At 65.7% G+C, this 23,852-nt stretch carries 25 protein-coding genes and 3 tRNA genes; 3 read left to right on the forward strand and 25 right to left on the reverse strand.

The window, feature by feature from the left end; all coding sequences use genetic code 11:
• Positions 1-271 precede the first annotated feature (271 nt).
• On the forward strand, positions 272-787 hold the full coding sequence (locus tag LE197_RS18170; RefSeq protein WP_003111747.1) for a DUF4124 domain-containing protein: 516 nt from the start codon (positions 272-274) through the stop codon (positions 785-787).
• Positions 788-832: 45 nt separating this feature from the next.
• On the opposite strand, the gene LE197_RS18175 is transcribed toward LE197_RS18170, so the two are convergent.
• The 5 genes from LE197_RS18175 to LE197_RS18195 all read right to left on the reverse strand — a co-directional run bounded on the left by LE197_RS18175 (position 833) and on the right by LE197_RS18195 (position 3,303).
• Positions 833-1,318, reverse strand: coding sequence for a hypothetical protein (locus LE197_RS18175; RefSeq protein ID WP_004353269.1), 486 nt, complete (start codon positions 1,316-1,318; stop codon positions 833-835).
• A gap of 52 nt (positions 1,319-1,370) precedes the next feature.
• On the reverse strand, positions 1,371-1,874 hold the full coding sequence (locus tag LE197_RS18180; protein WP_003145589.1) for an LIC_12616 family protein: 504 nt from the start codon (positions 1,872-1,874) through the stop codon (positions 1,371-1,373).
• A 91-nt stretch (positions 1,875-1,965) separates the two neighbouring features.
• A complete protein-coding gene (locus tag LE197_RS18185; RefSeq protein ID WP_003085989.1) occupies positions 1,966-2,241 on the reverse strand; it encodes a phage holin family protein in 276 nt (91 codons plus the stop codon).
• Positions 2,234-2,608 carry a phage holin family protein gene (locus LE197_RS18190; RefSeq protein ID WP_003104765.1) on the reverse strand — a complete coding sequence of 125 codons (375 nt, stop codon included), beginning with the start codon at positions 2,606-2,608 and terminating at the stop codon, positions 2,234-2,236. Before LE197_RS18190 ends, LE197_RS18185 begins: the two co-directional genes overlap by 8 nt.
• A gap of 164 nt (positions 2,609-2,772) precedes the next feature.
• Positions 2,773-3,303 (reverse strand): hypothetical protein, encoded by a 531-nt coding sequence (locus LE197_RS18195; protein ID WP_003159664.1) that lies wholly within the window; start codon positions 3,301-3,303, stop codon positions 2,773-2,775.
• 170 nt (positions 3,304-3,473) lie between these two features.
• On the opposite strand from LE197_RS18195, the gene alpR reads away from it, so the two are divergent.
• On the forward strand, positions 3,474-4,187 hold the full coding sequence (alpR, locus tag LE197_RS18200) for a transcriptional regulator AlpR (RefSeq protein WP_003085982.1): 714 nt from the start codon (positions 3,474-3,476) through the stop codon (positions 4,185-4,187).
• 97 nt (positions 4,188-4,284) lie between these two features.
• On the opposite strand, the gene LE197_RS18205 is transcribed toward alpR, so the two are convergent.
• From LE197_RS18205 to aruC, 14 genes are all read right to left on the reverse strand, one after another.
• A tRNA-Arg gene (locus tag LE197_RS18205) sits at positions 4,285-4,361 on the reverse strand.
• A 111-nt stretch (positions 4,362-4,472) separates the two neighbouring features.
• Positions 4,473-4,549, reverse strand: a tRNA-Arg gene (locus LE197_RS18210).
• 117 nt (positions 4,550-4,666) lie between these two features.
• Positions 4,667-4,757, reverse strand: a tRNA-Ser gene (locus tag LE197_RS18215).
• Positions 4,758-4,818: 61 nt separating this feature from the next.
• The gene (gene csrA / locus LE197_RS18220; RefSeq protein WP_003085981.1) at positions 4,819-5,004 is read right to left on the reverse strand and encodes a carbon storage regulator CsrA; all 186 of its coding nucleotides are present in this window, start codon (positions 5,002-5,004) and stop codon (positions 4,819-4,821) included.
• Positions 5,005-5,188: 184 nt separating this feature from the next.
• On the reverse strand, positions 5,189-6,427 hold the full coding sequence (locus LE197_RS18225) for an aspartate kinase (protein ID WP_003085971.1): 1,239 nt from the start codon (positions 6,425-6,427) through the stop codon (positions 5,189-5,191).
• Positions 6,428-6,574: 147 nt separating this feature from the next.
• Positions 6,575-9,199 carry an alanine--tRNA ligase gene (alaS, locus tag LE197_RS18230; RefSeq protein WP_003112602.1) on the reverse strand — a complete coding sequence of 875 codons (2,625 nt, stop codon included), beginning with the start codon at positions 9,197-9,199 and terminating at the stop codon, positions 6,575-6,577.
• Between the two features lie 121 nt (positions 9,200-9,320).
• Positions 9,321-10,325: a low-specificity L-threonine aldolase gene (gene ltaE / locus LE197_RS18235; protein WP_003112603.1), complete on the reverse strand. Its 1,005-nt coding sequence runs from the start codon at positions 10,323-10,325 to the stop codon at positions 9,321-9,323.
• 144 nt (positions 10,326-10,469) lie between these two features.
• Positions 10,470-11,468 carry a succinylglutamate desuccinylase gene (astE, locus tag LE197_RS18240; protein WP_003112605.1) on the reverse strand — a complete coding sequence of 333 codons (999 nt, stop codon included), beginning with the start codon at positions 11,466-11,468 and terminating at the stop codon, positions 10,470-10,472.
• 13 nt (positions 11,469-11,481) lie between these two features.
• A complete protein-coding gene (locus LE197_RS18245) occupies positions 11,482-11,772 on the reverse strand; it encodes a hypothetical protein (RefSeq protein ID WP_003085959.1) in 291 nt (96 codons plus the stop codon).
• A gap of 13 nt (positions 11,773-11,785) precedes the next feature.
• Positions 11,786-13,132: an N-succinylarginine dihydrolase gene (astB, locus tag LE197_RS18250; protein ID WP_003085956.1), complete on the reverse strand. Its 1,347-nt coding sequence runs from the start codon at positions 13,130-13,132 to the stop codon at positions 11,786-11,788.
• Positions 13,129-14,595 (reverse strand): succinylglutamate-semialdehyde dehydrogenase, encoded by a 1,467-nt coding sequence (gene astD, locus LE197_RS18255; protein WP_014603204.1) that lies wholly within the window; start codon positions 14,593-14,595, stop codon positions 13,129-13,131. The genes astB and astD overlap by 4 nt, the downstream gene beginning before the upstream one ends.
• 42 nt (positions 14,596-14,637) lie before the next feature.
• Positions 14,638-15,660, reverse strand: a complete 1,023-nt coding sequence (astA, locus tag LE197_RS18260) for an arginine N-succinyltransferase (RefSeq protein WP_003112607.1) — start codon at positions 15,658-15,660, stop codon at positions 14,638-14,640.
• An 11-nt stretch (positions 15,661-15,671) separates the two neighbouring features.
• Complete coding sequence (aruF, locus tag LE197_RS18265; RefSeq protein WP_003085950.1) at positions 15,672-16,688, reverse strand: arginine/ornithine succinyltransferase subunit alpha; 1,017 nt, start codon at positions 16,686-16,688, stop codon at positions 15,672-15,674.
• A 198-nt stretch (positions 16,689-16,886) separates the two neighbouring features.
• Positions 16,887-18,107: a bifunctional succinylornithine transaminase/acetylornithine aminotransferase gene (aruC, locus tag LE197_RS18270; protein WP_004348304.1), complete on the reverse strand. Its 1,221-nt coding sequence runs from the start codon at positions 18,105-18,107 to the stop codon at positions 16,887-16,889.
• 166 nt (positions 18,108-18,273) lie between these two features.
• Here aruC and LE197_RS18275 point away from each other — a divergent pair, with 166 nt between their 5' ends.
• Positions 18,274-18,597 carry a hypothetical protein gene (locus LE197_RS18275; protein WP_003123239.1) on the forward strand — a complete coding sequence of 108 codons (324 nt, stop codon included), beginning with the start codon at positions 18,274-18,276 and terminating at the stop codon, positions 18,595-18,597.
• 20 nt (positions 18,598-18,617) lie between these two features.
• Here LE197_RS18275 and argR read toward each other — a convergent pair whose 3' ends face one another.
• From argR to LE197_RS18305, 6 genes are all read right to left on the reverse strand, one after another.
• A complete protein-coding gene (gene argR / locus LE197_RS18280; RefSeq protein WP_003085944.1) occupies positions 18,618-19,607 on the reverse strand; it encodes a transcriptional regulator ArgR in 990 nt (329 codons plus the stop codon).
• A gap of 32 nt (positions 19,608-19,639) precedes the next feature.
• Positions 19,640-20,404, reverse strand: coding sequence for an arginine/ornithine transport ATP-binding protein AotP (gene aotP, locus LE197_RS18285; protein ID WP_003085940.1), 765 nt, complete (start codon positions 20,402-20,404; stop codon positions 19,640-19,642).
• Between the two features lie 18 nt (positions 20,405-20,422).
• Positions 20,423-21,535, reverse strand: a complete 1,113-nt coding sequence (locus tag LE197_RS18290; protein WP_003112610.1) for a M14 family metallopeptidase — start codon at positions 21,533-21,535, stop codon at positions 20,423-20,425.
• A 13-nt stretch (positions 21,536-21,548) separates the two neighbouring features.
• Positions 21,549-22,247, reverse strand: a complete 699-nt coding sequence (locus tag LE197_RS18295; RefSeq protein WP_003085936.1) for an ABC transporter permease — start codon at positions 22,245-22,247, stop codon at positions 21,549-21,551.
• Positions 22,248-22,263: 16 nt separating this feature from the next.
• The gene (locus LE197_RS18300; RefSeq protein WP_003085934.1) at positions 22,264-22,953 is read right to left on the reverse strand and encodes an ABC transporter permease; all 690 of its coding nucleotides are present in this window, start codon (positions 22,951-22,953) and stop codon (positions 22,264-22,266) included.
• A gap of 118 nt (positions 22,954-23,071) precedes the next feature.
• Positions 23,072-23,851 (reverse strand): ABC transporter substrate-binding protein, encoded by a 780-nt coding sequence (locus LE197_RS18305; protein ID WP_003085932.1) that lies wholly within the window; start codon positions 23,849-23,851, stop codon positions 23,072-23,074.
• Position 23,852 lies beyond the last annotated feature (1 nt).

Below are 23,852 nucleotides of genomic sequence, written 5' to 3' on the forward strand. Positions count from 1 at the left end.
TTGGTCAAACGGGAAACTGTTCGAGTTTCTACTGGGTAAGTCCATGGGGGTGTTCCAAGGGCCCTCTCGGGGCAGATACGGATAATGATAACACTCCGCTTGCGTTTTGCGCGTTACAAAATGGCGGCAAGAACAAGCGCTTGCGGCACAAAGTTCATCGTCACTCGACGCCTGACTGCGACGCCGGAAATTTCACTCAGGACACTCGGCCCCGCGGAAAAAGGCAACGCGTTAGCCTGCACTCACCCTTATCCGACCCGGAGTGCCGGCCATGCGTTCCCTGTCCCTCCTTCTCCTCCTCTCGCTGGCGTCCACCTGCGAGGCCGCTGCGGTATTCCGCTGCGAAGACGCCAGCGGCCATGTCAGCTTCACCCAACTCGGTTGCCCCGCCGGGCAGGCCGGCGAGACCGTCGTGGCGGACAACCCGCCGCCGGGAGGCAGGAGCGTCACGCCGATGGCCGAGACGAAGACGAAAAAGGCGTCCATCGGCCGGAAAAACGTGCCGCTCGCGGTGATCGGAGAAAGAGAAGATCGCTGCGGAAGACGCCTGGACGAGAAGGAACGCCGCAAGGCGATCGTGGAGCAGCGGATCATGGCGGGAATGACCCGCTCCGATGTGGAGCGGGCGCTGGGCAAGCCGGACCGGGTCAGCGGGAACAATGCGGAGGTGCGTTATCAGTACAAGGCCGACAAGCGACGGGGAGCGAGAAGCGTGAGCTTCGATCAGGAGGGATGCGTGAAGGGAAAGGGAAGGTACCGGGTGGAGCGAGTCGATCCCGGGAGCTAAGGCCGGGCCGACCTCATACCGATGAAAGCAGGACCGGCATCGCCTTTAGCGTGCCGGGCAGGGTGTCGCCCTGCCCGCATGGAAAAGACGGACGACAGTCTTCAGCAGCCTACCGCCTACCCGCCGCGCACGCCTCTGGCTGGCGGTTATGGTCAGGCTCAATCCTCTTTCTGCGGTTCGCCGGGCAACAACGCGCGTGATGAACAGACCGCGATACAGGTGGAATCCCGTTTGCACGTCCACCGTTTCGGAAGCGCCTTGCAGTGAAGTCAAGGCAGCGATGCCCTTGCGCACACGGTACTCGTTCAACGCGCGGCTGCCTCCCTCCATCGGCAGCAAGGAGGGCAACGGCTCGTCAGCGGGCGCATGGTCGACAATGCTGCCGACGATGGTGATGAGCTTGTCGCCGCGCGCGCTGACGGCAGCCTCTTGCCCCGTCTCGACGACACTCCCGGCAGCCTGCGCGAGGTTTTCGGAAATCACCGCATCCAGGCGAACGATGCCGACGCGACGACTGATCAACATGACCATGGATCTCTCCTCTATGTATGGATGGCATCGCTACGATGCATCGCAACGACCTCTAGTAAGCCGTTCCACCCGTCCCCCCGGAGGCCTGCCCGGAAGCGGTGCGCTCGAGGTCGACGAGCAGCACGTGTTCGTGAGCGAGAACAAGGTCGAAACGAGCCTGTCCCAGCGCCTGGCCATCCTGCACGACGGACAGGTTTTCGATGGGCGTCAGGCGCAGCAGGCTGGCCTTCAGCACGCGCAGGCGCTCGCCGGCATTGCCTGACTGCAGCAGGCAGCGGGCATCCTGCAGGTACTGGTGCGCCTCGGGACCATGCCAGGTCAGGCGAAAGATGCTCTCGCAACTGGCCAGCAGGGACTCCTGCTCGCCACTGGCGGAAAACTCCCGCCGCACCTTGCCAAGCAGGCTCGAGGACTCCAGGCGCAAGGTCATGAAGGGGATGGCCGGCGGGGCCAGCAGTTGATCGGCATCGATGACGCTGCCGGCGGGCAGGCCGAACAACTGCCGCAACGTTTCGCGCAGGGCGGCGTGATCCAGGCGCACGGTTGCACTGGACATGGCGAACTCCTTTTTCAGGATGGATGGATGACGGACAGGCACCGACGCGGCGGATACAACCGCCGGCCAGGCCGGAGCGAAGTACGTTCGTTCAATGCAGGCGCAGGACCCGCGCCAGGTTGCCGCGCGCCTGCAACAGCAGGACCAGCAGCACCAGCAGTACCCCGAGCATCCACGGCGAGAGGTGCTCGGCACGATACAACCCGGCCACTATTCCCAGCGCCTGGCAGCCGGTGCACAACGCCAGCAGGTAGGCGCACAGGGAAACGCCGGGGCGGAAACGCGCGCCGGCGCGGCGATAGGTGATCAGGCGCATGCAGATCGCCGAGCAGACCAGCACGGTCAGGGTGGACAGCGGATCAACCATCGGACTTGCCTCCCCGGCGGCGCAACAGCCCGCGCATCCAGCTGGGCAGTTCGCCGCCACGCATCCACTCGAGCATGCCGATGCCGCCGGTCACGCAGAGGGTCGCGGCGACGAAGGCGGCCATGCCGCTGGTCTGGGTCAACCCGCGGCCGAGCGCCTCGATTCCGGCGTAATAGCCGCCGACCCAGGACACCAGCAGGTAGCCGAGGCGGGTCAGGGCGTTGTAGTCACGGGCGAACACGACAAAGAAGATGGCGCCGCCGAAGCCTCCCAGCAAGGCGTTGCCATCGATACCCGGCAGGTACATGGCCAGGCCGACGCCAGCCATTGCGCTGGCGGCGGAGGCCGCAGAGCTTGGCTCGGACATGGATGACTCCCGGAAATGCAAAGGCCCGCCGAAAAGGCGGGCCCGGAACGGCCGAAGCCCGCATCGGCGGGCTTCGGCCAGAGGAATTTCAATCGTGGAGAATTTATACCTTTATCGTCCCATAGCGTCAATATGGGAAAACCCGTTTTCATACAGAAATTTTTTTAGCGCTCGCCCACGATCCCCACCTCCGCCATCGGCTCCTCCAGCCGCTGCAAGGCCTGGCGCAGCAAAGCGACGACCCGCTCGCGCCATTCCTTGTCCCAGCGATGCAGGGTGCTCTTCGACAGCCCGCTGAGTCGCTCGATCTCGCGGATGCTCGACGGCGGACGACGGAACATGCGCATCAGCAAGGCCAGGGTTGCCCGCTGCTCGATCAGGTCGGCCCCGGGCTTCAGCCAGTCGCGCAAAGCCGCCAGGCCAAGGACGAAATCCCGCCCGCGGGCGAACTCGGCCCGCACCACCGCCAGCTCCAGTGGGTGCGCAGCCAGCTGGCGCTGGGCGAAACGCACGGTCATCACCGCCTGGGCCTGCCATTCGTGCGGACTCAAACCGCTGGGCAGGTGTTCGATGAAGCTGCGATCGAAGCGCTCGCGCAGGCCATCGATCACCATCGCCGTCGACGACTTCGGTCCCGGCTGGTGCTCGAACATCCAGTAGGCCACGGCCAGCGCCTGCTCGGTACTTTGAAACATGGTATTCCCTCCTTGGCCGGCCCACCTGGCTGGCCGCTCGCATTAGCCACCCGCAGTGGCTGTGTTGGGCCGCCGTCCTACCCGACGCGAGTAGGAAAGCGCTGAAATTATGGTAATACCCATATACGGACGCTTGCAATGCCACAGGCACACCCTTAGTCTTTCCACCTATGGAACTCAAAGATCGCATCAAGGCGGCGCGCAAGCACGCCCATCTCAGCCAGGTCCAGCTTGCCCAGGCGGTAGGCATGACCCAGACCTCCATTTCCGATCTGGAGCGCGGCAAGTCCCGCGCCACCAGCTTCGTCGCGCAGATCGCCGGCGCCTGCGGCGTCAACCCCCTGTGGCTGGCGGAAGGTCGTGGCGAGATGCTCGCCGAGCGCGGCCAGGCGAATGCAGGACCCAATGCCAGTTGGCTTGGCGCAGTAGAGTCATGGGACGACGAAACGCCCCTGGATGCCGACGAGATCGAACTGCCCTTCTACAAGGAGATCGAGCTGTCCGGCGGCAAGGGCAGCACGGTGATCCTGCAGACCGGCGGGCGCAAGCTGCGCTTCGGCAAGTACACCCTGCGCAAGAAGAACATCGATCCGGCCAGTGCCGCCTGCGTCACGGTCAGCGGCAACAGCATGGAGCCGGTGCTGCCGGACGGCAGCACGGTAGGCGTGGACACTAGCGCGCGGACGATCAAGGACGGCGACATGTACGCCTTCGACCACGACGGCCAACTGCGCGTTAAACTGCTCTACCGCCTTCCGGGCGGCGGCCTGCGCATTCGCAGCTTCAACAGTGACGAGCATCCGGACGAGCGCTACGAGCCCCAGGAAGCCGCCGAGCACATCAACGTGATCGGCCGGGTGTTCTGGTACTCGGTGCTGGTCTGACCCCTTCCCGCCCCGCCTGACGACGGGGCCGCGTTCCGGCGGAAGAAAAATCCCGGGCAAAGAAAAAGGGCCTGCATTGCTGCAGGCCCTTTCGGTATGGCGCACTCAGGAGGATTCGAACCTCCGACCGCTCGGTTCGTAGCCGAGTACTCTATCCAGCTGAGCTATGAGTGCGTGTCGGTGCTTTTTCCGGCCACCTGCCGGTAACGCTTGTTTTACCGTGAAAGACCGCAACTGTCGATCCTTCGCTCGCCGAGCCCCTGACGAGAGGAACCCTTCGAAATATGGCGCACTCAGGAGGATTCGAACCTCCGACCGCTCGGTTCGTAGCCGAGTACTCTATCCAGCTGAGCTATGAGTGCGTCGTGGGGACGCATTATAGATTGTGGATTTTATCCGTCAAGCGATTTTTTCAATCAAATCAGTAACTTAGTTACCAAGATGGCTTTCGCCGCCTGAATCAACCTCTAACACTTGAATGGCGGAGAGGGGGGGATTCGAACCCCCGACACCCTTTTGAGGTGTACTCCCTTAGCAGGGGAGCGCCTTCGGCCACTCGGCCACCTCTCCGCAACACGGGGCGCATGATACCCATCTTTACCCCGTTTGCAAAGGGAAAATTAGATAAAAATTAATGGTTTGGCTCTTGATCTTTCTCTTTCTGGATGCGCTGGTAAATTTCCTCCCGGTGTACGGCGACTTCCTTCGGCGCGTTGACGCCGATGCGCACCTGGTTCCCTTTGACACCCAGTACCGTCACGGTGACGTCGTCACCTACCATCAGGGTCTCTCCGACCCGACGAGTCAGAATCAGCATTCCTTTCTCCTCACGCGAATATTTCAGGACAACAGTCTGCAAAAAAGAAATGGCGGCGGATCCGCAGAAATCAAGAGCGCGATCCTTCACCCAGTATTGACCAGTCCCGCCGGAATGAAAGTTCCTGCCAAACGGTCAAAAACGACAAAAGGCGCGGGGTTGCCGCGCCTTTCGCCTGTCAGCGTCACTCACCCTGTCGCGCCGGCGCGTCGAGCTCGAACGCCGTGTGCAGAGCACGTACCGCCAGTTCCAGGTACTTCTCTTCGATCACCACGGAAACCTTGATTTCCGAGGTGGAGATCATCTGGATGTTGATGCTTTCCTTGGCCAGCGCTTCGAACATGCGGCTGGCCACGCCGGCGTGCGAACGCATGCCGACGCCGACGATGGAAACCTTGGCGATGTTGGTGTCGCCGATGGCTTCGCGCGCGCCGATGTTGGCGGCGGTCTGCTTGAGGATTTCCAGGGCGTTCAGGTAATCGTTGCGATGCACCGTGAAGGTGAAGTCGGTGGTGTTATCGTGCGCCACGTTCTGCACGATCATGTCGACTTCCACATTGGCGGCACTGATCGGCCCGAGGATCTTGAAGGCCACGCCGGGGGTATCGGGTACGCCACGGATGGTCAGCTTGGCTTCGTCGCGGTTGAAGGCGATGCCGGAGATGATCGGCTGTTCCATGGATTCCTCTTCATCATCGATAGTAATGAGGGTGCCCGGACCCTCCTGGAAGCTGTGCAGCACGCGCAGCGGAACGTTGTACTTGCCGGCGAACTCGACCGCCCGGATCTGCAGCACCTTGGAACCGAGGCTGGCCATTTCCAGCATTTCCTCGAAGGTGATCTTGTCCAGCCGACGGGCCTGCGGCACTACGCGCGGATCGGTGGTGTAGACGCCGTCGACGTCGGTGTAGATCTGGCATTCGTCGGCCTTCAACGCCGCCGCCAGGGCCACCCCGGTGGTATCGGAACCGCCGCGGCCCAGCGTGGTGATGTTGCCGTTGCCGTCGACGCCCTGGAAACCGGCGACCACCACTACCCTGCCGGCCTTGAGGTCGGCGCGGATGTGGGTGTCGTCGATGTGCAGGATGCGCGCCTTGGTGTGCGCGCTGTCGGTGAGGATACGCACCTGGTTGCCGGTATAGGAGACCGCCGGCACGCCGCGCTTGATCAGGGCCATGCTGAGCAGGGCGATGGTCACCTGCTCTCCGGTCGAGACCATGACGTCCAGTTCGCGCGGAACCGGCTGCTCCATGATCTGGTTGGCCAGGCCGATCAGACGGTTGGTCTCGCCGCTCATGGCGGATACCACCACGACGACGTCATCGCCCGCTTCGCGGAATTTCTTCACCTTCTCGGCCACCTGCTCGATACGCTCGACGGTGCCGACGGAGGTCCCTCCAAACTTCTGTACGATCAAAGCCATTTCAAACCGCCTGATTCCGTGAAGGGCGCCCTTTTGAACCTGCCACATTCTTTCGCTACCCGGACTGGCGGGGCGCACCGCCGGCCGGGCATCAAGGGGCGCTGGCCGCCCGGCCCCGCATCGCTCTGGCGCGGGGCCGGCATGGCATCAGAGCCCTTGCTCGACGAAGCGCTGGGCCAGGGCCAGGGCCTCGTCCAATTTCGCTGCATCGGTGCCGCCGCCCTGGGCCATATCCGGGCGTCCGCCACCTTTGCCACCAACTGCCGCCGCGGCTTGCTTCATAAGCTCGCCGGCCTTCAGTTGGCCGGTCAGGTCCTGGGTCACGCCTGCGACCAGTACGACCTTCCCGTCCAGCTCGCCGCCGAGCAGGATCACTGCGCGGCCGAGCTTGTTCTTCAACTGGTCGACCAGCGCCAACAGCGCCTTGCCGTCCAGACCATCGAGGCGCGCGGCGAGTACCTTCGCGCCCTTGATTTCCACCGCCGCCGCCGAAAGGTCGTCGCCGGCCGCGCTGGCAGCCTTGGCCTTGAGCTGTTCCAGCTCCTTCTCCAACGAGCGGTTGCGCTCCAGCAGGGCGCCGAGCTTGTCCAGCAGGTTGTCGCGGCTGCCCTTGACCAGGCTGGCGGCTTCCTTGAGCTGCTCCTCGGCACCGTTCAGGTAGGCCAGCGCCGCCGCGCCGGTGACCGCCTCGATACGGCGTACGCCGGCAGCCACGCCACCCTCGCTGGTGATCTTGAACAGGCCGATGTCGCCGGTGCGGGATACGTGGGTGCCACCGCACAGCTCGACGGAGAAATCGCCGCCCATGCTCAGTACGCGCACCTGGTCGCCGTACTTCTCGCCGAACAGCGCCATGGCGCCCTTGGCCTTGGCGGTGTCGATATCGGTTTCCTCGGTCTCGACCTCGGTGTTGCGACGGATTTCGGCGTTGACGATATCCTCCAGGGCCTTCAGTTGTTCCGCCTTGATCGCCTCGAAGTGGCTAAAGTCGAAACGCAGGCGCTGGCTGTCCACCAGCGAGCCCTTCTGTTGTACGTGGTCGCCCAGTACCTGGCGCAGCGCGGCATGCAGCAGGTGGGTCGCGGAGTGGTTGAGCGCGGTGGCCTGGCGTACCGAAGCGTCGACCTCGGCCTTGACCGCGCCGCCGACGCTCAGGTTACCCCGGGCGACCACGCCATGGTGCAGGTGCGCGCCGCCAGCCTTGGTGGTATCGCGCACGTCGAAGCGCACGCCAGCCGCCTCGAGGTAGCCACTGTCGCCGACCTGGCCGCCGGACTCGGCGTAGAACGGCGTCTGGTCGAGGACCACGACGCCCTCCTCGCCCTCCTCCAGGCGCTCGACGGCCTGGCCGTCCCTGAACAGCGCGACGATCTGCCCGGCGCCGGAGACGCCCTGATAGCCGAGGAAGCGGGTCTCGCCGTCGACCTTGACCAGGCTGTTGTAGTCCATGCCGAAGGCGCTGGAAGCGCGGGCGCGCTCGCGCTGGGCCTCCATCTCGCGCTCGAAGCCGTCCTCGTCGATGGTCAGCTCGCGCTCGCGGGCGATGTCATTGGTCAGGTCGACCGGGAAGCCATAGGTGTCGTACAGCTTGAACACCACGTTGCCGGGAATCACGCTGCCCTGCAGTTCGGCGAGGTCCTGTTCGAGGATCTTCAGGCCTTGCTCCAGGGTCTTGGCGAACTGTTCTTCCTCGGTCTTCAGCACGCGCTCGATGTGTGCCTGCTGTTGCTTCAGCTCGGGGAAGGCATCGCCCATCTCGGCGACCAGCGCTGCGACGATCTTGTGGAAGAAGGTGCCCCTGGCGCCCAGCTTGTTGCCGTGGCGGCAGGCGCGGCGGATGATCCGCCGCAAGACGTAGCCGCGACCCTCGTTGGACGGCAGTACGCCGTCGGCGATCAGGAAGCTGCAGGAACGGATGTGGTCGGCTACCACCTTCAGCGACGGCGCGTCGTCGTTGGCGCAGCCGATGGCCTCGGCGGAGGCTTTCAGCAGGTTCTGGAACAGGTCGATCTCATAGTTCGAGTGCACGTGCTGGAGTACCGCGCTGACGCGCTCCAGGCCCATGCCGGTGTCCACGCTCGGCGCCGGCAGCGGGTGCATGACGCCGTCCGCGGTGCGGTTGAACTGCATGAACACGTTGTTCCAGATCTCGATGTAGCGGTCGCCGTCCTCTTCCGGCGAACCGGGCGGGCCGCCCCAGATCTCCGGCCCATGGTCGAAGAAGATCTCGGTGCAGGGACCGCAGGGTCCGGTATCGCCCATCGCCCAGAAGTTGTCGGACGCATAGGGCGCGCCCTTGTTGTCGCCGATCCGCACCATACGCTCGGCGGGCACGCCGACTTCCTTGGTCCAGATGTCGTAGGCCTCGTCGTCGGTGGCGTAGACGGTGACCCAGAGCTTTTCCTTGGGCAGGTTCAGCCATTTCTCGCCGGTGAGGAACTCCCAGGCGTAATGGATGGCGTCGCGCTTGAAATAGTCGCCGAAGCTGAAGTTACCCAGCATTTCGAAGAAGGTGTGGTGCCGCGCGGTGTAGCCGACGTTTTCCAGGTCGTTGTGCTTGCCGCCGGCGCGCACGCATTTCTGGCTGGTGGTCGCACGGGTGTAGGCGCGCTTTTCCAGGCCGAGGAAGCAGTCCTTGAACTGGTTCATGCCCGCGTTGGTGAACAGCAGGGTCGGATCGTTCGCCGGGATCAGCGAACTGGAAGCGACACGGGTGTGTCCCTTCTCTTCGAAGAAGCGGAGGAAGGCTTCACGGATTTCAGCGCTTTTCATAGGTTCTTCCACGGAAAATTGGCGGCCACGAATCGCCGGCAAAGGGCCGCATTATATCGGCCCTTGGGCAAGGTTGTAGTGTATTTGCGCGATAGTTATTGCCTATTGCCGACCTTTTCGCTTATGAGCGACGAAAGGCCGCGAAGGCATCCAGTACTTGTCCTATGGACTCGGCGGAAACGTCCAGGTGGGTGACCAGGCGCAAACGCGCCGCCGCGCTGATCCGCACCCCGCGCTCGGCGAGGAAGTCGCGCAGCGCGACCGCCCGCTCGCCGACATCGACGTAGACCATGTTGGTCTGCACCGGCTCCACCGCATAGCCCAGTTCGCGCAGCCCGTCGCCCAGGCGCGCGGCGTTGGCGTGGTCGTCGGCCAGGCGTGCCACCTGGTGGTCGAGGGCGTACAGTCCGGCAGCCGCCAACAGGCCGGCCTGGCGCATCCCGCCGCCGACCATCTTGCGCCAGCGGCGGGCCTTGCCGATCAGTTCGACGCTGCCGCAAAGCACCGAGCCCACCGGCGCACCGAGGCCCTTGGACAGGCACACCGACACCGAGTCGAAGTGTCGGGTGATCTCGCTGGCGTCTACGCCCAGCTTCACCGCCGCGTTGTACAGGCGCGCGCCATCCAGGTGCAGGGCCAGGCCACGCGCGCGAGTGAAGGCGCGCGCCGCGGCCAGGTAGTCGAGCGGCAGCACCTTGCCCTGCATGGTGTTTTCCAGGGCCAGCAGGCGGGTCCTGGCGAAGTGGAAATCGTCGGCCTTGATCGCCGCCGCGACCTTGTCCAGGTGGAGCGATCCGTCGGCCTCGCCGTCGATCGGCTGCGGCTGGATCGAGCCCAGCACCGCGGCACCGCCGCCCTCGTATTTGTAGGTATGCGCCTGCTGGCCGACGATGTATTCGTCGCCGCGCTCGCAGTGGGCCATCAATCCGAGCAGGTTGCTCATGGTCCCGGTCGGTACGAAGAGCGCCGCGGCGAAGCCCAGGCGCGCCGCCAGTTCGGCCTCCAGGCGGTTGACCGTGGGGTCCTCGCCATAGACGTCGTCGCCCAGTTCGGCCGCGGCCATGGCTTCGCGCATGCCGGCGGTGGGCTGGGTGACGGTGTCGCTGCGCAGGTCGATGACAGGCACGGAGGGCTCCTCGGTTCGGCGGAAAAGCCCGATCCTACGGCGCTCTACCGACAGCCACAAGGGAAGTCGGGAAATCTTCCCGGCCGCAACGGAAACGGAGCGCCGAAGCGCTCCGTCATGATCGAGAGGGAAGGCCGATACGCCTCAGAGCTTGGCCGGCACCACCAGGATTCCGGCACGCAGGCCGTTCTTCACCCGTGGATTGGGGAAGATGATGCGCGCGCCGACCTCGTCCACCACCCAGCGCGTGCCGCCGATATCCTCGGCCAACAGGTAGCCCGGCGAGAGTTCGGTGAAGTTGGCCACGTCGTCGTCGAGGTGCAGGCGGAAGTGGTCGCTGTGCTTGATCACCTCGCGCGACACGCTGAACAGCTTGAGGCCGTCGAGCCGGGAGCCGTCCGGCTGTTCCTCGCTGCCGTCGATCAGCAGCTCCAGGCTCCGCTCCAGGCGCTCCAGGTTGACCTCCTGGTTCTCTCCGAACGGACGTGCCTTGCCCAGTTCCAGGGTAAAGGCCTCGGCGCCGAGCTGGCCGTAGGTGTAGGCGCTGAAGGTGATGCCCGGCTTGTTCTGCAACAGCACCGCCTCGATGCCGGCGTCGCGCAGGCGGGCCAGTTCGCTGCGGGAATGCTGGCGGCCCTCGGCCCAGGGGTAGAGGGCGAACTGCTCGATCTTCGAGCCGCGGATCGCGGTATGCAGGTCGTAGTGCAGGTGGACTCGCTCGGTCTTGCTGAAGAACACCTGGGCCAGGCGCTCCAGCTCGGCGGCACGGAAGGCCTCGTTGCCACTGCCCTCCTCGTGGCGACCGTTGAACAGGCGGTTCATGTCCTGTTCGACGTAGCGCTCGCCGCGGCGGATGGCTTCGGGGTTGCCGAACAGGAAGAGGACCCTGGCGGCAGGCTTGAGGGTGCCAGCGGCGACCTTGCGGATCAGCCGTTCGAGCAGTTCGATGGGCGCGGTCTCGTTGCCGTGGATACCGGCCGAGAGCAACAGGTCGACGCCGTTATCGCGGGCGCCGATCGGCGTGACTTCCAGCGCGCCCTCGGCCAGCCAGTGCAGGCGGGTGCCGTCGGCGGTGAGCTGGATCTTCTCGGTCGGCTCGCGGCCGGCCAGGGTCAAGTCGAGCAGTTTGCCGAGGGCGAGCATGGGATGTCCTCAGTCAGTGGGTGTGGTCGCAGCCGCAGTCGGGGCCGTGCTCGTGGTCGTCGCCCTCTTCGATCGGCTCCATCTCCAGTTGCAGGCTGACCAGGTTGGTCGCCATCGGCCGCAGCAACAGGTTGGTGTATTCGGTATCGCCGTCTTCGACGTCGACGCCGATCAGCAACTGGCCGTTGCCGGCTTGCTGGACCCACACTTCCTTGCCCTGCCAGACCACGGCGAAACGGGTGCAGGAAGTTTCCAGCTGGGTGCCGTCGGTATCTTCGAGGATCAGTTGCAGGCTATCGGACATGGTGGCGAGGCTCTCAATCGAGTTGGAAGGAATAAACCGAGCCCAGTTTAAGGATCTGCGTCAGTTCATCCAATGCCGTCCGGCACTCCAGCAGCAGTTGCGGGTCGGCCAGGTCGGTCTCGCTCAGGCGGTCGCGGTAGTGCCGGTCGACCCAGGCTACCAGCGTGTCGTACAGGCCGGCGCTCATGATCACCCCCGGATTCACCGCCGCCAGCTCCCGTTCCTGCAGCGCCACGCGCAAGCGCAGGCAAGCCGGACCGCCGCCGTTCTGCATGCTCTGCTTGAGGTCGAAGACCTTCACTTCGCGGATCGGACCGTCGTCGCCGGTGAGCTGGTCCAGGTAGTTCCAGACCCGCGGGTTGTTCCGACACTCCTCCGGTACCACCAGCAGCATCGAACCGTCGGCCTTCGACAGCAGTTGGCTGTTGAACAGGTAGGACTTCACCGCGTCCTCCACCGCGACCTGGTCGCGCGGCACGCAGATGGCGCGGAAGCGGCCGCCGCGGCGGCCCAGCTTGTCGTGCAGTTCGGCAAGGACCTTCTCGGTATCGAGGAAGGCGTCCTCGTGATGGAACAGCACCTCGCCATTGCCCACCGAGATCACATCGTTGTGGAACACGCCCTGGTCGATCACCGCCGGGTTCTGTTGAGCGTAGACCACTCCGGCCTCGCTCAGCCCGTGCAGACGCGCGACGGCCTGGCAGGCTTCCAGGGTCTGGCGCGCCGGATAGCGTTGCGGCGCCGGGAAGCGACTGTCGAAGGCGCTGCGACCGAAGACGAAGAACTCCACGCCGGCATCGCCATAGTCCTTGCAGAAGCGCGTGTGGTTGGCCGCGCCTTCGTCGCCGAACTGGCTCACTGCCGGCAGCGCCGCGTGATGGGCGAAATGCCGCTCGTCGTTGAACATCGCCGCCAGCACGCGGCTGGTGGTGGGATGCTCGATGGATCGGTGGAACTTGCAGTTCAGGTTGGCCGCGGTGAAATGCACGCGGCCGTCGGCGGTGTCGGCACTCGGGCTGACCGTGGCGGCATTGGCGGTCCACATGCTCGACGCCGAGCTGCAGGCGGCGAGGAGAGGCATCGCTTCCTTCGCCGCACGGCGGATCACCTCCTCGTCGCTGCCGGAGAAGCCCAGGCTACGCAGCGCAGCGGTATCCGGGCGGGCTTGCGGAGCGAGTACCCCCTGCTTGAAACCCATCTCCATCAGCGCCTTCATCTTCGCCAGGCCCTGCTTCGCCGCTTCCTTCGGGTTGGACACCGCCTGGCTGTTGCTTTGCGAAGCGACATTGCCGTAGGACAGGCCGCCGTAGTTGTGGGTCGGGCCGACCAGGCCGTCGAAATTCACTTCATGGGCATTCATAGGCTGATCCCGGGAGTCAGGGTGGCAGGAAGGGACACGCTGGGGCTTTCCAGCGAGGCGACCGGATAGGCGCAGTAATCGGCGGCGTAGTAGGCGCTCGGCCGGTGGTTGCCGGACGCGCCGATACCGCCGAACGGCGCGCTGCTGGCGGCGCCGGTGAGCTGCTTGTTCCAGTTGACGATGCCGGCGCGGCTTTCCACGAGGAACTGCTCGAAACGCTCGCGGGAATCCGACAGCAACCCGGCGGCCAGGCCGTACTGGGTGGCGTTGGCTTCACGGATCGCCGCAGCGAAATCGGAGTAGCGGATCACTTGCAACAGCGGCCCGAAGAACTCTTCGTCCGGTCGCTCGGCCACCGCGCTGACGTCGAGGATGCCCGGGGTCAGCAGGGCGGCGCCGTCGATCGGCTGGGTCATCGCCAGCAGCGGCTGTGCGCCCTTGCCGATCAAATGCTCCTGGGCCTTGAGCAGGTGCTCGGCGGCGCTCAGCGAAATCACCGCGCCCATGAACGGCGCCGGCTGTTCGTCGAAGCGACCGACCCGCAGGGTAGCGCTGACCGCCACCAGGCGCGCCAGCAGTGCGTCGCCCCAGGCGCCCTGCGGCACCAGCAGGCGGCGGGCGCAGGTGCAACGCTGGCCTGCGGAGATGAAGGCGGACTGGATGATGGTGTAGACGGCGGCGTCGAGGTCGGCGACCTCCTCCACCACCAGCGGGTTGTTGCCGCCCATCTCCAGCGCCAGGATTTTCTGCGGCTGGCCGCCAAACTGGCTGTGCAGCAGATTGCCGGTGCGACTGGACCCGGTGAAGAACAGACCGTCGAGCCCACGGTGGGCGGCCAGCGCGACGCCGGTTTCGCGACCGCCCTGGACCAGGTTGAGCACGCCGGCCGGCAGGCCGGCCTGGATCCAGGCCTTGAGCGTCAGCTCGGCGACCTTCGGGGTCAGCTCGCTGGGCTTGAACACCACGCAGTTACCGGCCAGCAGCGCCGGGACGATATGCCCGTTGGGCAGGTGGCCGGGGAAATTGTAGGGACCGAATACCGCCACCACGCCATGCGGCTTGTGCCGTAGCACGGCGGTAGCGTCGGCCAGCGGACCGGATTTCTCGCCAGTGCGCTCGCGGAACGCCTGCACCGAGATCGCCACCTTGTTGACCATGCTGGTCACTTCGGTGGCCGACTCCCACAGCGGCTTGCCGGTTTCCTCGCCGATCACTCGGGCCAGCTCGTCGGCGCGGGACTTGAGGGTCGCAGCGAAGCGCTCGAGCAACTCGATGCGCTGCTCCAGCGGGCGCCGCGCCCAGGCCGGGAAGGCCTCGCGGGCGGCGCGCACGGCAGCGTCGACCTGGGTGGCGTCAGCGCCGCGCCCGGACCAGATCACGCCCTGGCCAACCGGGTCGAGGGACTCCAGGGTCTCGCCCTGGCCCGCCAGCCACTGGCCGGCAATGTAATGGGTACTCATCATCGACTCCTCGGGCGCCCTCGCCGGGACGCCTCCATCAGGCTTTCAACCGCGCTTCTGCGCCGACAGCGGCACCGCGCGTACCGAGGCGCCGGCCGACAGGCGCAGGCGCTTGGCAGTCAGCGGATCGACCACCAGGGTGCCGGCGGCGGCTCGCGCCGGCGCGGCGGTGATGCGACAGTCTTCGCGCTTGCGGTTGTGGATCAGGTAGGGCTCGGCGTCGTCGCCGGGAGTGCCCACCGCCAGCACCAGGTTCTGGCTCTCGGCGATGGCGCGGATCTTGTCGGTCTCGGCCTCGATCGCCGGGCCGGCGTCGAAGATGTCGACGTAGCCCTGGTAGCTGAAGCCCTCGGCCTTGAGCATGGCCAGCGCCGGCTCGGTGTTCGGATGGACGCGGCCGATCACCCCGCGCGCCTCCTCGGAGAGGAAGCAGGTATAGAGCGGGAACTTCGGCATCAGCTCGGCGATGAAGGCCTTGTTGCCGACCCCGGTGAGGTAGTCGGCCTGGGAGAATTCCATCTTGAAGAAGTGCCGGCCGAGGCTTTCCCAGAATGGCGAACGCCCCTCCTCGTCGGACATGCCGCGCATCTCGGCGATCAGCTTGTCGCCGAACAGGTGGCGGAATTCGGCGATGAACAGGAAGCGCGCGCGCGACAGCAGCTTGCCGTTGAGGCCGCTGCGGTGGTCGGCGTGGAGGAACAGCGAGCACAGCTCGGAATTGCCGGTCAGGTCGTTGGCCAGGAACAGCGTGGGGATCTCGCGATGGATGTTGAGTTCCTGCGAGGCGCTCACGGTGAGGCCGACCCGGTAGTTGTACCAGGGTTCGCGAAGCCCCACCGCTCCGGCGATGGCGGAGATGCCGACGACCTTGCCGGCGTCGTCCTCGAGGACGAACAGGTAGTCGGCGTCGCCGCGTTCGGCCTCGCCGCGGAAGGCCTTCTCGGCCCAGCTGACGCGATGCTGCAGGCGCTGCTCGTTGGCCGGCAGGGTGGTCAGGCCGGTGCCGGTGCTACGCGCCAGCTCGATCAGGGCCGGCAGGTCGGCGCTGGTAACAGGACGTACGATCATGACTGGCTCCTTCAGACCGCGACCAGGCGCACGCTGGCGCCTTCGCCGACGCCCAGGGCCTCGGCGGCTTCAACACTCAGGGCCACCGGCTTGCCGGGCGCCCAGTCCAGGTCCAGCACGACCGCGCGGAAGTCCTGCAACTGGCCGTTGGTGACCAGGTATGGACGCCCGCTCTTCGGCGCCTCGCCGATCTTCACCGGAACCACCCGGCTCTGGGCGATCGAGCGAATCCCCGAGGTACGCGCGTGCAGGGTCGGGCCGCCATCGAAGATGTCGATGTAGTTGTCGGTCTCGAAGCCTTCGCGCATCAGGATATCGAAGGTGATCTGCGCTCGCGGGTGGACCTGGCCCATGGACTCCTGGGCGGCATCCGGCAACAGTGGCACATAGATCGGATAGTGCGGCATCAGTTCGGCGAGGAAGGTGCGGCTCTTCAGCCCGGAGAGCTTTTCCGCCTCGATGTAGTTCAGGTCGAAGAAGTTGCGCCCGACCGCGTTCCAGAACGGCGATTCGCCCTGCTCGTCGCTGTAGCCGACGATCTCCACCACCACCGCGTCGGCGAAGCGCTCCGGATGGCTGGCCATGAACAGCAGGCGACCGCGCGAGTTGAGTTCGGCGTAGACGCTCTGCACCAGGTCGCGCTGTACGTAGAAACTGGTCAGCAGGCTGTTGCCGGTAAGGTCGTGGCACAGCGAGAGGACATGGATCTTGTTGTGGATCGACAGCGAGCGCGAGGCGTGCACGAAGGTTTCATTGCGGAAGCTGTAGAACGGTTCCGAGAACCCGGCCGAGGCGACGATCGCCGAGCAGCCGACCAGCTCGCCGCTGGCGCTGTCCTCGAGGACGAAGAAATAGCTTTCCTCGCCGTTGTAGCTCACCTCCGCGGCGAACGAGGCCTCGGAAGCGAGGATCTTGTCGCGCAGGCGTTCGGCGTCATCCGGCAAGGACGTGACGCCTACCGGGCTGTCCGCCGCCAGACGCTGCACCTGTGGCAGGTCGGCCGCTTGGGCGGGGCGCATCACCAACATGGCGTCACTCCTTTCTCAGACAACGATGATTGCCGCATCCATGCGCGGGACCGCGGCACCTTCCTGTGCCACGGTTTCGAACGTCCAGCAGGGAAGATCCCGCGCCACGCACGGCGGCACGGTTCCCGGCTCCGGCGCGGGCCGCTCCGGGATGTCGCATCGGGTGCCCCGGCCTGCGCCGGGGCCCCGTGGGTTCGCTCAGCCGCGGACCAGCTTGGCCACGGCGCGCTCGAAGCGCTCCAGGCCTTCGTCGATCTCGGCGTCGTCGATCACCAGGCTCGGCGCGAAGCGCACCACGTCCGGGCTGGCCTGGAGCACCATGACCGCCTCTTTCTCGGCGGCGTTGAGCACATCCCTGGCCTTGCCCTTCCACTCGTCGGTCAGCGCCGCGCCGATCAGCAGGCCCATGCCGCGGATCTCGTCGAAGATGCCGTACTCCTGGCCGATCTTCTGCAGGCGGGACTTGAAGCGCTCATGCTTGGCCTTCACGCCATCCAGCACTTCCGGGGTATTGATCACGTCCAGCGCCGCCTCGGCCACCGCCGAGGCCAGCGGGTTGCCGCCGTAGGTGGTGCCGTGGGTGCCGACCGAAAGGTGCTTGGCGATCTCGCCGGTGGTCAGCATCGCACCGATAGGGAAGCCGCCGCCCAGGCTCTTGGCACTGGAGAGGATGTCCGGGACCACGCCGTAGTGCATGTAGGCGAACAGCTCGCCGACCCGGCCCATGCCGCTCTGGACCTCGTCGAAGACCAGCAGCGCGTTGTGCTCGTCGCACAGCTTGCGCGCCCCTTCCAGGTAGGCCTGCTGCGCCGGCAGCACGCCGCCCTCGCCCTGGATCGGTTCCAGCACCACGGCGCAGGTCTTGTCGGAGATCGCCGCCGTCAGCGCTTCCAGGTCGTTGTAGGGAACGTGGGTGATACCCTCGAACTTGGGCCCGAAGCCATCGGAATACTTCGGCTGGCCGCCGACGTTGACGGTGAACAGGGTGCGCCCGTGGAAGCTGTTGCTGGCGGCGATGATCTCGTACTTCTGCGGGCCGTAGACATCGTTGGCGTAGCGGCGAGCCAGCTTGAAGGCCGCCTCGTTGGCCTCGGCGCCGGAGTTGGCGAGGAACACCCGCTCGGCGAAGGTGGCGTCCACCAGCTTGCGCGCCAGGCGCAGGGCCGGCTCGTTGGTGAAGACGTTGGAAACGTGCCAGATGCGCTGGGCCTGCTCGGTGAGCGCCTTGACCAGCGCCGGATGCGCGTGGCCCAGGGAGGTCACGGCGATGCCGCCGGCGAAATCGATCAGTTCGCGGCCGCTCTGGTCCCAGACGCGCGATCCCTCGCCTCGCACCGGGATGAAGGCGGCGGGGGCGTAGTTGGGGACCATATACCGGTCGAAATCGGCACGTTCTACCTGCGCATGGGGAGCGGACATCGGTGTTTCTCCTGCCTGAAGGCGGCTATCGATGAAAGGATTGTAGGGATTGGGACCGGGCCGGCATTGCCGCCATGCGACAACTTGTTATAGCGCCAACCCGGGAATTTCCGCGGCTTTCGGAAATGCGACAGAAAGCATCGGGAAGGCGCAGTGTAAACGCGCGATGCACTCGGGTGCATACTTCTTCTACGCCGCCCCGCGGGCGGGAACAGCAGGGAAACAAGCCATGCCCATCGAGGGAATCGACTACCGTCTCGTCTTCGCCTCCGACGTCAATCCGCGCGACGGCCTCGGCCTGGAGTGCTGGCGCGGCGAACAGCCGCTGTTCGAGGTCTTTCGCGACGACGTCGGCCGGCGTTTCGTGGTCAACCTGTTCGCCAGCGACGTTCCGCTGGAACTGCTGGAGGCGATCATTCCGACGGCCCGTCGCGAACTCGGCGACTTCCCGAGGCGATCCGCCTCCCGGGGCGTCGCAAAGCCCGGCTGAAACCGCCGCGCCGTTGGCGATCAGCCGCGTTCGACGGGAGTGAAGGTCGTCTCGAAGGCGCTGCCGCCGCGCCGCTGGTTGCGGTCCTCGCGCGGAGTGACGCCGAAGAAGTTGCGGTAGGCGCTGGAGAAATGCGGCCCGGAAGAGAAACCGCAGGACAGGCCGATCTGGATGATCGACTTGCTGGTCTGCATCAGCATCTGCCGCGCGCGGTTCAGGCGCAGCTCCAGGTAGTACTGGCTGGGTACGCGGTTCAGGTATTGCTTGAAGATCCGTTCCAACTGGCGCCGCGAAACACACACATGCTGGGCGATCTCGTCGGTGGTCAGTGGCTCCTCGATATTGGCTTCCATCAGCAGTACCGCCTGGGTCAGCTTCGGATGGCTGGAGCCGAGGCGATTCTTCAGCGGGATGCGCTGGCGCTCGTTGCCTTCGCGAATGCGCTCCACCACCAGCTCTTCCGAGACCGCGCCGGCCAGTTCAGCGCCATGGTCGCGGGACAGCAGCGCCAGCAGCAGGTCGAGTACCGCCATGCCGCCGCAGGCGGTCATGCGGTCGCGATCCCACTCGAACAGGTGATTGGTGGCGATGACCTTGGGGAAGCGCTCGGTGAAGTCGTCGTGCCAACGCCAGTGCACCGCGGCGCGATAGCCGTCGAGCAGGCCGAGCTGGGCCAGCGGGTAGATGCCGGCGGACAGCGCGCCGATCGCCGCTCCCGAACGCGCCAGTTGCTTGAGCGCCAGGCCCAGCGCTGGCGACACCGCCGCCGGCGCCTCGTCGGCGACCAGGAACAGCCGCGAGCATTGCTCCAGCCTGCCGTTCCAGGCCGTTCCCGGCAGGCGCCAGCCCTCCTCTTCGGCCGGCGCTTCGGCGAGCAGGAACAGCGGCTCGTAGAGCGCCTCGGGGTGCAACCGCCGGGCCGCCCGCAGGGCTTCCTCGGCAAGCGATAGCGTCAGCGCGCGGGTGGCGGGCCAGAGGAGGAAACCGATGCGTTGGGGTTGGGCAGTCATGGGAGCAGCTTAGCCGGCCTCTGCGATGAATGTTACTTGAGGCTGCCGGAGAGGAACTGCTTGAGGCGGTCCGACTGCGGGTTGGCGAGGACTTCCTTCGGGCAGCCGTGTTCCTCGACCAGGCCCTTGTGCAGGAACACCAACTGGTTCGACACCTCGCGGGCGAAACCCATCTCGTGGGTCACCACCACCATGGTGCGGCCTTCCTGGGCCAGGTCCTGCATGACCTTCAGCACTTCGCCCACCAGTTCGGGGTCGAGCGCCGAGGTCGGCTCGTCGAACAGCATCACTTCCGGCTCCACCGCCAGCGCCCGGGCGATCGCCACGCGCTGCTGCTCGCCGCCGCTCATGTGCGCCGGGTAGGCGTCCTTGCGGTGTGCCACGCCGACCTTGGCCAGGTAGTGCTCGGCCTTCTCGATGGCTTCCTTCTTCGACACGCCGAGCACATGCACGGGCGCCTCGATGACGTTCTCCAGGGCGCTCATGTGCGACCACAGGTTGAAATGCTGGAACACCATCGACAGGCGCGAGCGCATGCGCTGCAACTGGCGGGAGTCGGCGGCCTTCAGCGCGCCGTCGCGGCCGGGCACCAGCTTCAGCTCCTCGCCGTTGAGCAGGATCTTGCCGGCGTGCGGCTGTTCCAGCAGGTTTATGCAGCGCAGAAAGGTGCTCTTGCCGGAACCGCTCGAGCCGATGATGCTGATCACGTCGCCCGCTTTCGCCGCCAGCGAGACGCCCTTGAGCACCTCGTGGCTACCGTAGCGCTTGTGCAGGTCTTGGACTTCCAGTTTGTACATGTGTGTGTTCTCGGCTAATCAGTCGCTGAGCAAGCGTCCCTGACGGATCGGTTGACGACCGGCCACCTTGGCCAGCCAGAGTCCCGGCTGCGCGTAGCGCATCCGTTCGATGGCGAAAAGCACGCCGGAAACCCCGGCGCACACGGTGCTGGCACGGTCGGCCAGGGGATCGATGACCTGGAACAGCGGTTCGCCCGCCTCCACCCATTCGCCCGGCCGGCGCAGGAAACTCACCACGCCGGTATGCGGGGCGTGGACGTATTCGGTGCCCTCGAAGGGCAAGCCTTCGCAGCAGGCTTCGGGCGCCGCCGGCCATTCGCCCTCGACGAAGCCCTGCTCGGCGAGGAAGGCCAGGATCGCCGCGGCGTTGGCCTCGGCCTGCTGCACGGTGGTGTCGGCCTGGCCGCCGAGTTCGACGGTGGTCGCCAGGCAGGCCAGCGGCAGCTCGGCGCGCGGATACAGGCGCGACAGGCGCAGCCACGGCACCGAGCAGGCCTCGTCGAAGGAACCGCCGCCGGACTCCTCGGCGAGCAGCCCGACGGCGGCGCCCAGGCGTGCGGCCAGGGAGGCGAAGGCGGGCCATTGCTGCGGCAGGGTATAGAGATGGATGGCGGCCTCGAAGTCGCAATGCAGGTCGAGCACCAGGTCGGCGTCGCAGGCGTGGCGATACAGCAGGCGCTGCATGCCCTCCAGTTCCGAGGTCGCCGGCGGCAGGGCGTCCAGCGCCGCGCGCAGGGCCTGGCGGACCAGCGCGACATTGGCCGCCGGATCGCTGCCGAGACGCTCGCCGACGCTGTCGATCACCGCGTCCAGCAGGTCGGGGAAATCGCGATTGAAGTTGCGCCCGCTGCTCATTTCGAAGCGCCCCTGGTGCAGCGCCTGGATCATCTGCCCGAGACCGACCGGATTGGCCACCGGCACCAGCTCGACGGTGCCGCGCAGGCGGCCTTCCGCCTCCAGCAGGCGCAACCGCTGCTTCAGCTCCCAGGCGGTGCGCATGCCCGGCAACTCGTCGGCGTGCAGGCTGGACTGGATGTAGACCTTGCGCGCGCCGCAGCCGAAGCGGAACACGCTCAGGCGCTTCTCGCTTCCCAGGGTGCTCCACGGCAGCAGGTGGTCGATACGCTCCATGCGGTCCTCCGGATCAGGATTTGCGCGGCGCCAGGTAGGCCAGCCAGCGGCGCTCGGCAAGCTTGAACAGGCGCACCAGGATGAAGGTCAGGCACAGGTAGAACAGGCCAGCGGTGATGAACGCCTCGAACGGCAGGTAGTACTGCGAGTAGACGGTCCGCGCGGCGCCGGTGATGTCCACCAGGGTGACGATGGACGCCAGGCTGGTGGTCTGCAGCATCATGATCACTTCGTTGCTGTACTGCGGCAGGGCGCGCCGCAGTGCCGACGGCAGGAGGATGCGGCGGTACATCTTCAGGCGCGACATGCCCATCGCCTTGGCCGCCTCGATCTCGCCATGGGGCGTGGCCTTCAGGCTGCCGGCGAGGATCTCGGCGGTATAGGCGCTGGTGTTGATGGCGAACGCCAGGCAGGCGCAGAAGGAGGCGTTCGACAACCAGGGCCACAGCGCGCTCTCGCGCACCGCGTCGAACTGCGCCAGGCCGTAGTAGATCAGGAACAGCTGGACCAGCATCGGCGTGCCGCGGATCACGTAGGTATAGAGCCAGGCCGGGAAGTTCACCAGCGGCTGCTTGGAGACCCGCATCAGCGCTAGCGGCACCGCCAGCAGCAGGCCGATCAGCAGGGAGATCGAGAGCAGCTTGAGGGTGACCAGCAGGCCGTCGAAATAGAGCGGAAGGCTGTCCCAGATGACGGAGAAATCGAAGATCACGATAGGGCCCCTTGACTCACAGTTCCGCGGTTTTCACGCCGACCGAATAGCGGCGTTCGAGCAGGCGCAGCAACAGCAGCGACACGCTGGTCACCAGCAGGTACAGGCCGGCCACGGCGAGGTAGTAGGTGAACGGCTCGCGGGTCGCATCGGAGGCCTGCTTGGCCTTGAACATCATGTCCTGCAGGCCGACCACGGAAATCAGCGCGGTGGCCTTGACCAGCACCAGCCAGTTGTTGGTGAAGCCGGGGATCGCCAGGCGGATCATCTGCGGCACCTGGATGCGGAAGAACACCTGGCGGTGGCTCATGCCGTAGGCGTAGCCGGCCTCGCCCTGCCCCTTGGGAATCGCCATGAAGGCGCCGCGGAAGGTCTCCGAGAGATAGGCGCCGAAGATGAAGCCGAGGGTGCCGACGCCGGACACGAAGGGATTCAGGTCGATGTAGTCGTCGTAGCCGAGTTGCGGGGCGACCCAGTTCAGCAGGCCCTGGCCGCCGTAGAAGATCAGCAGGATCAGCACCAGGTCGGGGATGCCGCGCACTACCGTGGCGTACAGGTCGCCGCACCAGGCCAGCCAGCGCACCGGCGACAGGCGGAAGGCCGCGCCCAGCAGGCCGAGGACGATGGCCAGGAGCATGGAAAGCAGGGCCAGCTGGAGAGTCAGCCAGGCGCCATCGACGATGGTCGCACCGTAGCCAGTGATCATCAAAACGGTACCTCTATGCAGCTAATGCAGCGCTAAAGCAGTGGCGTCCACTCAATAAAAAAGTGGCACAAACAGCGCGAGGCGTCGCGGACGTTTGTGCCACCTCTGACGGATAGCGTCAGTTCGAACCGTAGACGTCGAAGCTGAAGTACTTGTCCTGGATCTGCTTGTACTTGCCGTTGGCGCGCAGCGCGTCGATGGCCGCGTTGAACTTGCCGGCCAGCTCGCTATCGCCCTTGCGCACGGCGATGCCGACGCCTTCGCCGAAGTACTTGGCATCGGTCAGTTGCGGACCGACGAAGGCGTAGCCCTTGCCGGCATCGGTCTTGAGGAAGCCATCTTCGAGGTTCACCGAATCGGCGACCACCGCGTCGAGGCGACCGGCCACCAGGTCCATGTTGGCTTCCTGCTGGGAGTTGTAGCGCACCACTTCGACGCCGGCCGGGGTCAGTTCGGCGGAGGCGTAGCGGTCGGCGGTACTGCCACGCAGCACGCCGGCCTTCTTGCCCTTCAGGTCGGCCTTGGGATCGTTGAGGCTGGCGCCTTCCTTCATCACGAAGCGCGCCGGGGTGTTGTAGTACTTGTTGGTGAAGTCGACCGAACGCTTGCGCTCGTCGGTGATGGTCATCGACGAGAGGATCGCATCGATCTTGCGCACCTTGAGTGCCGGGATCAGGCCGTCGAACTCCTGCTCGACCCACTTGCACTGCACCTTCATCTCTTCGCAGAGGGCATTGCCGATATCCACGTCGAAGCCTGCCAACTGGCCGTCCGGGGTCTTCAGCGAGAACGGCGGGTAGGCCGCCTCGATGCCGATGCGCACCGGCTTGTCGGCGGCGAAAGTGGGCAGGGAGAGCACGGACAGCGCCAGGGCGCCGAGAAGTGCGAGCTTCTTCATC

The sequence above is a fragment of the Pseudomonas sp. PS1(2021) genome (assembly GCF_020405165.1).
GTDB classification, from domain to species: domain Bacteria; phylum Pseudomonadota; class Gammaproteobacteria; order Pseudomonadales; family Pseudomonadaceae; genus Pseudomonas; species Pseudomonas aeruginosa.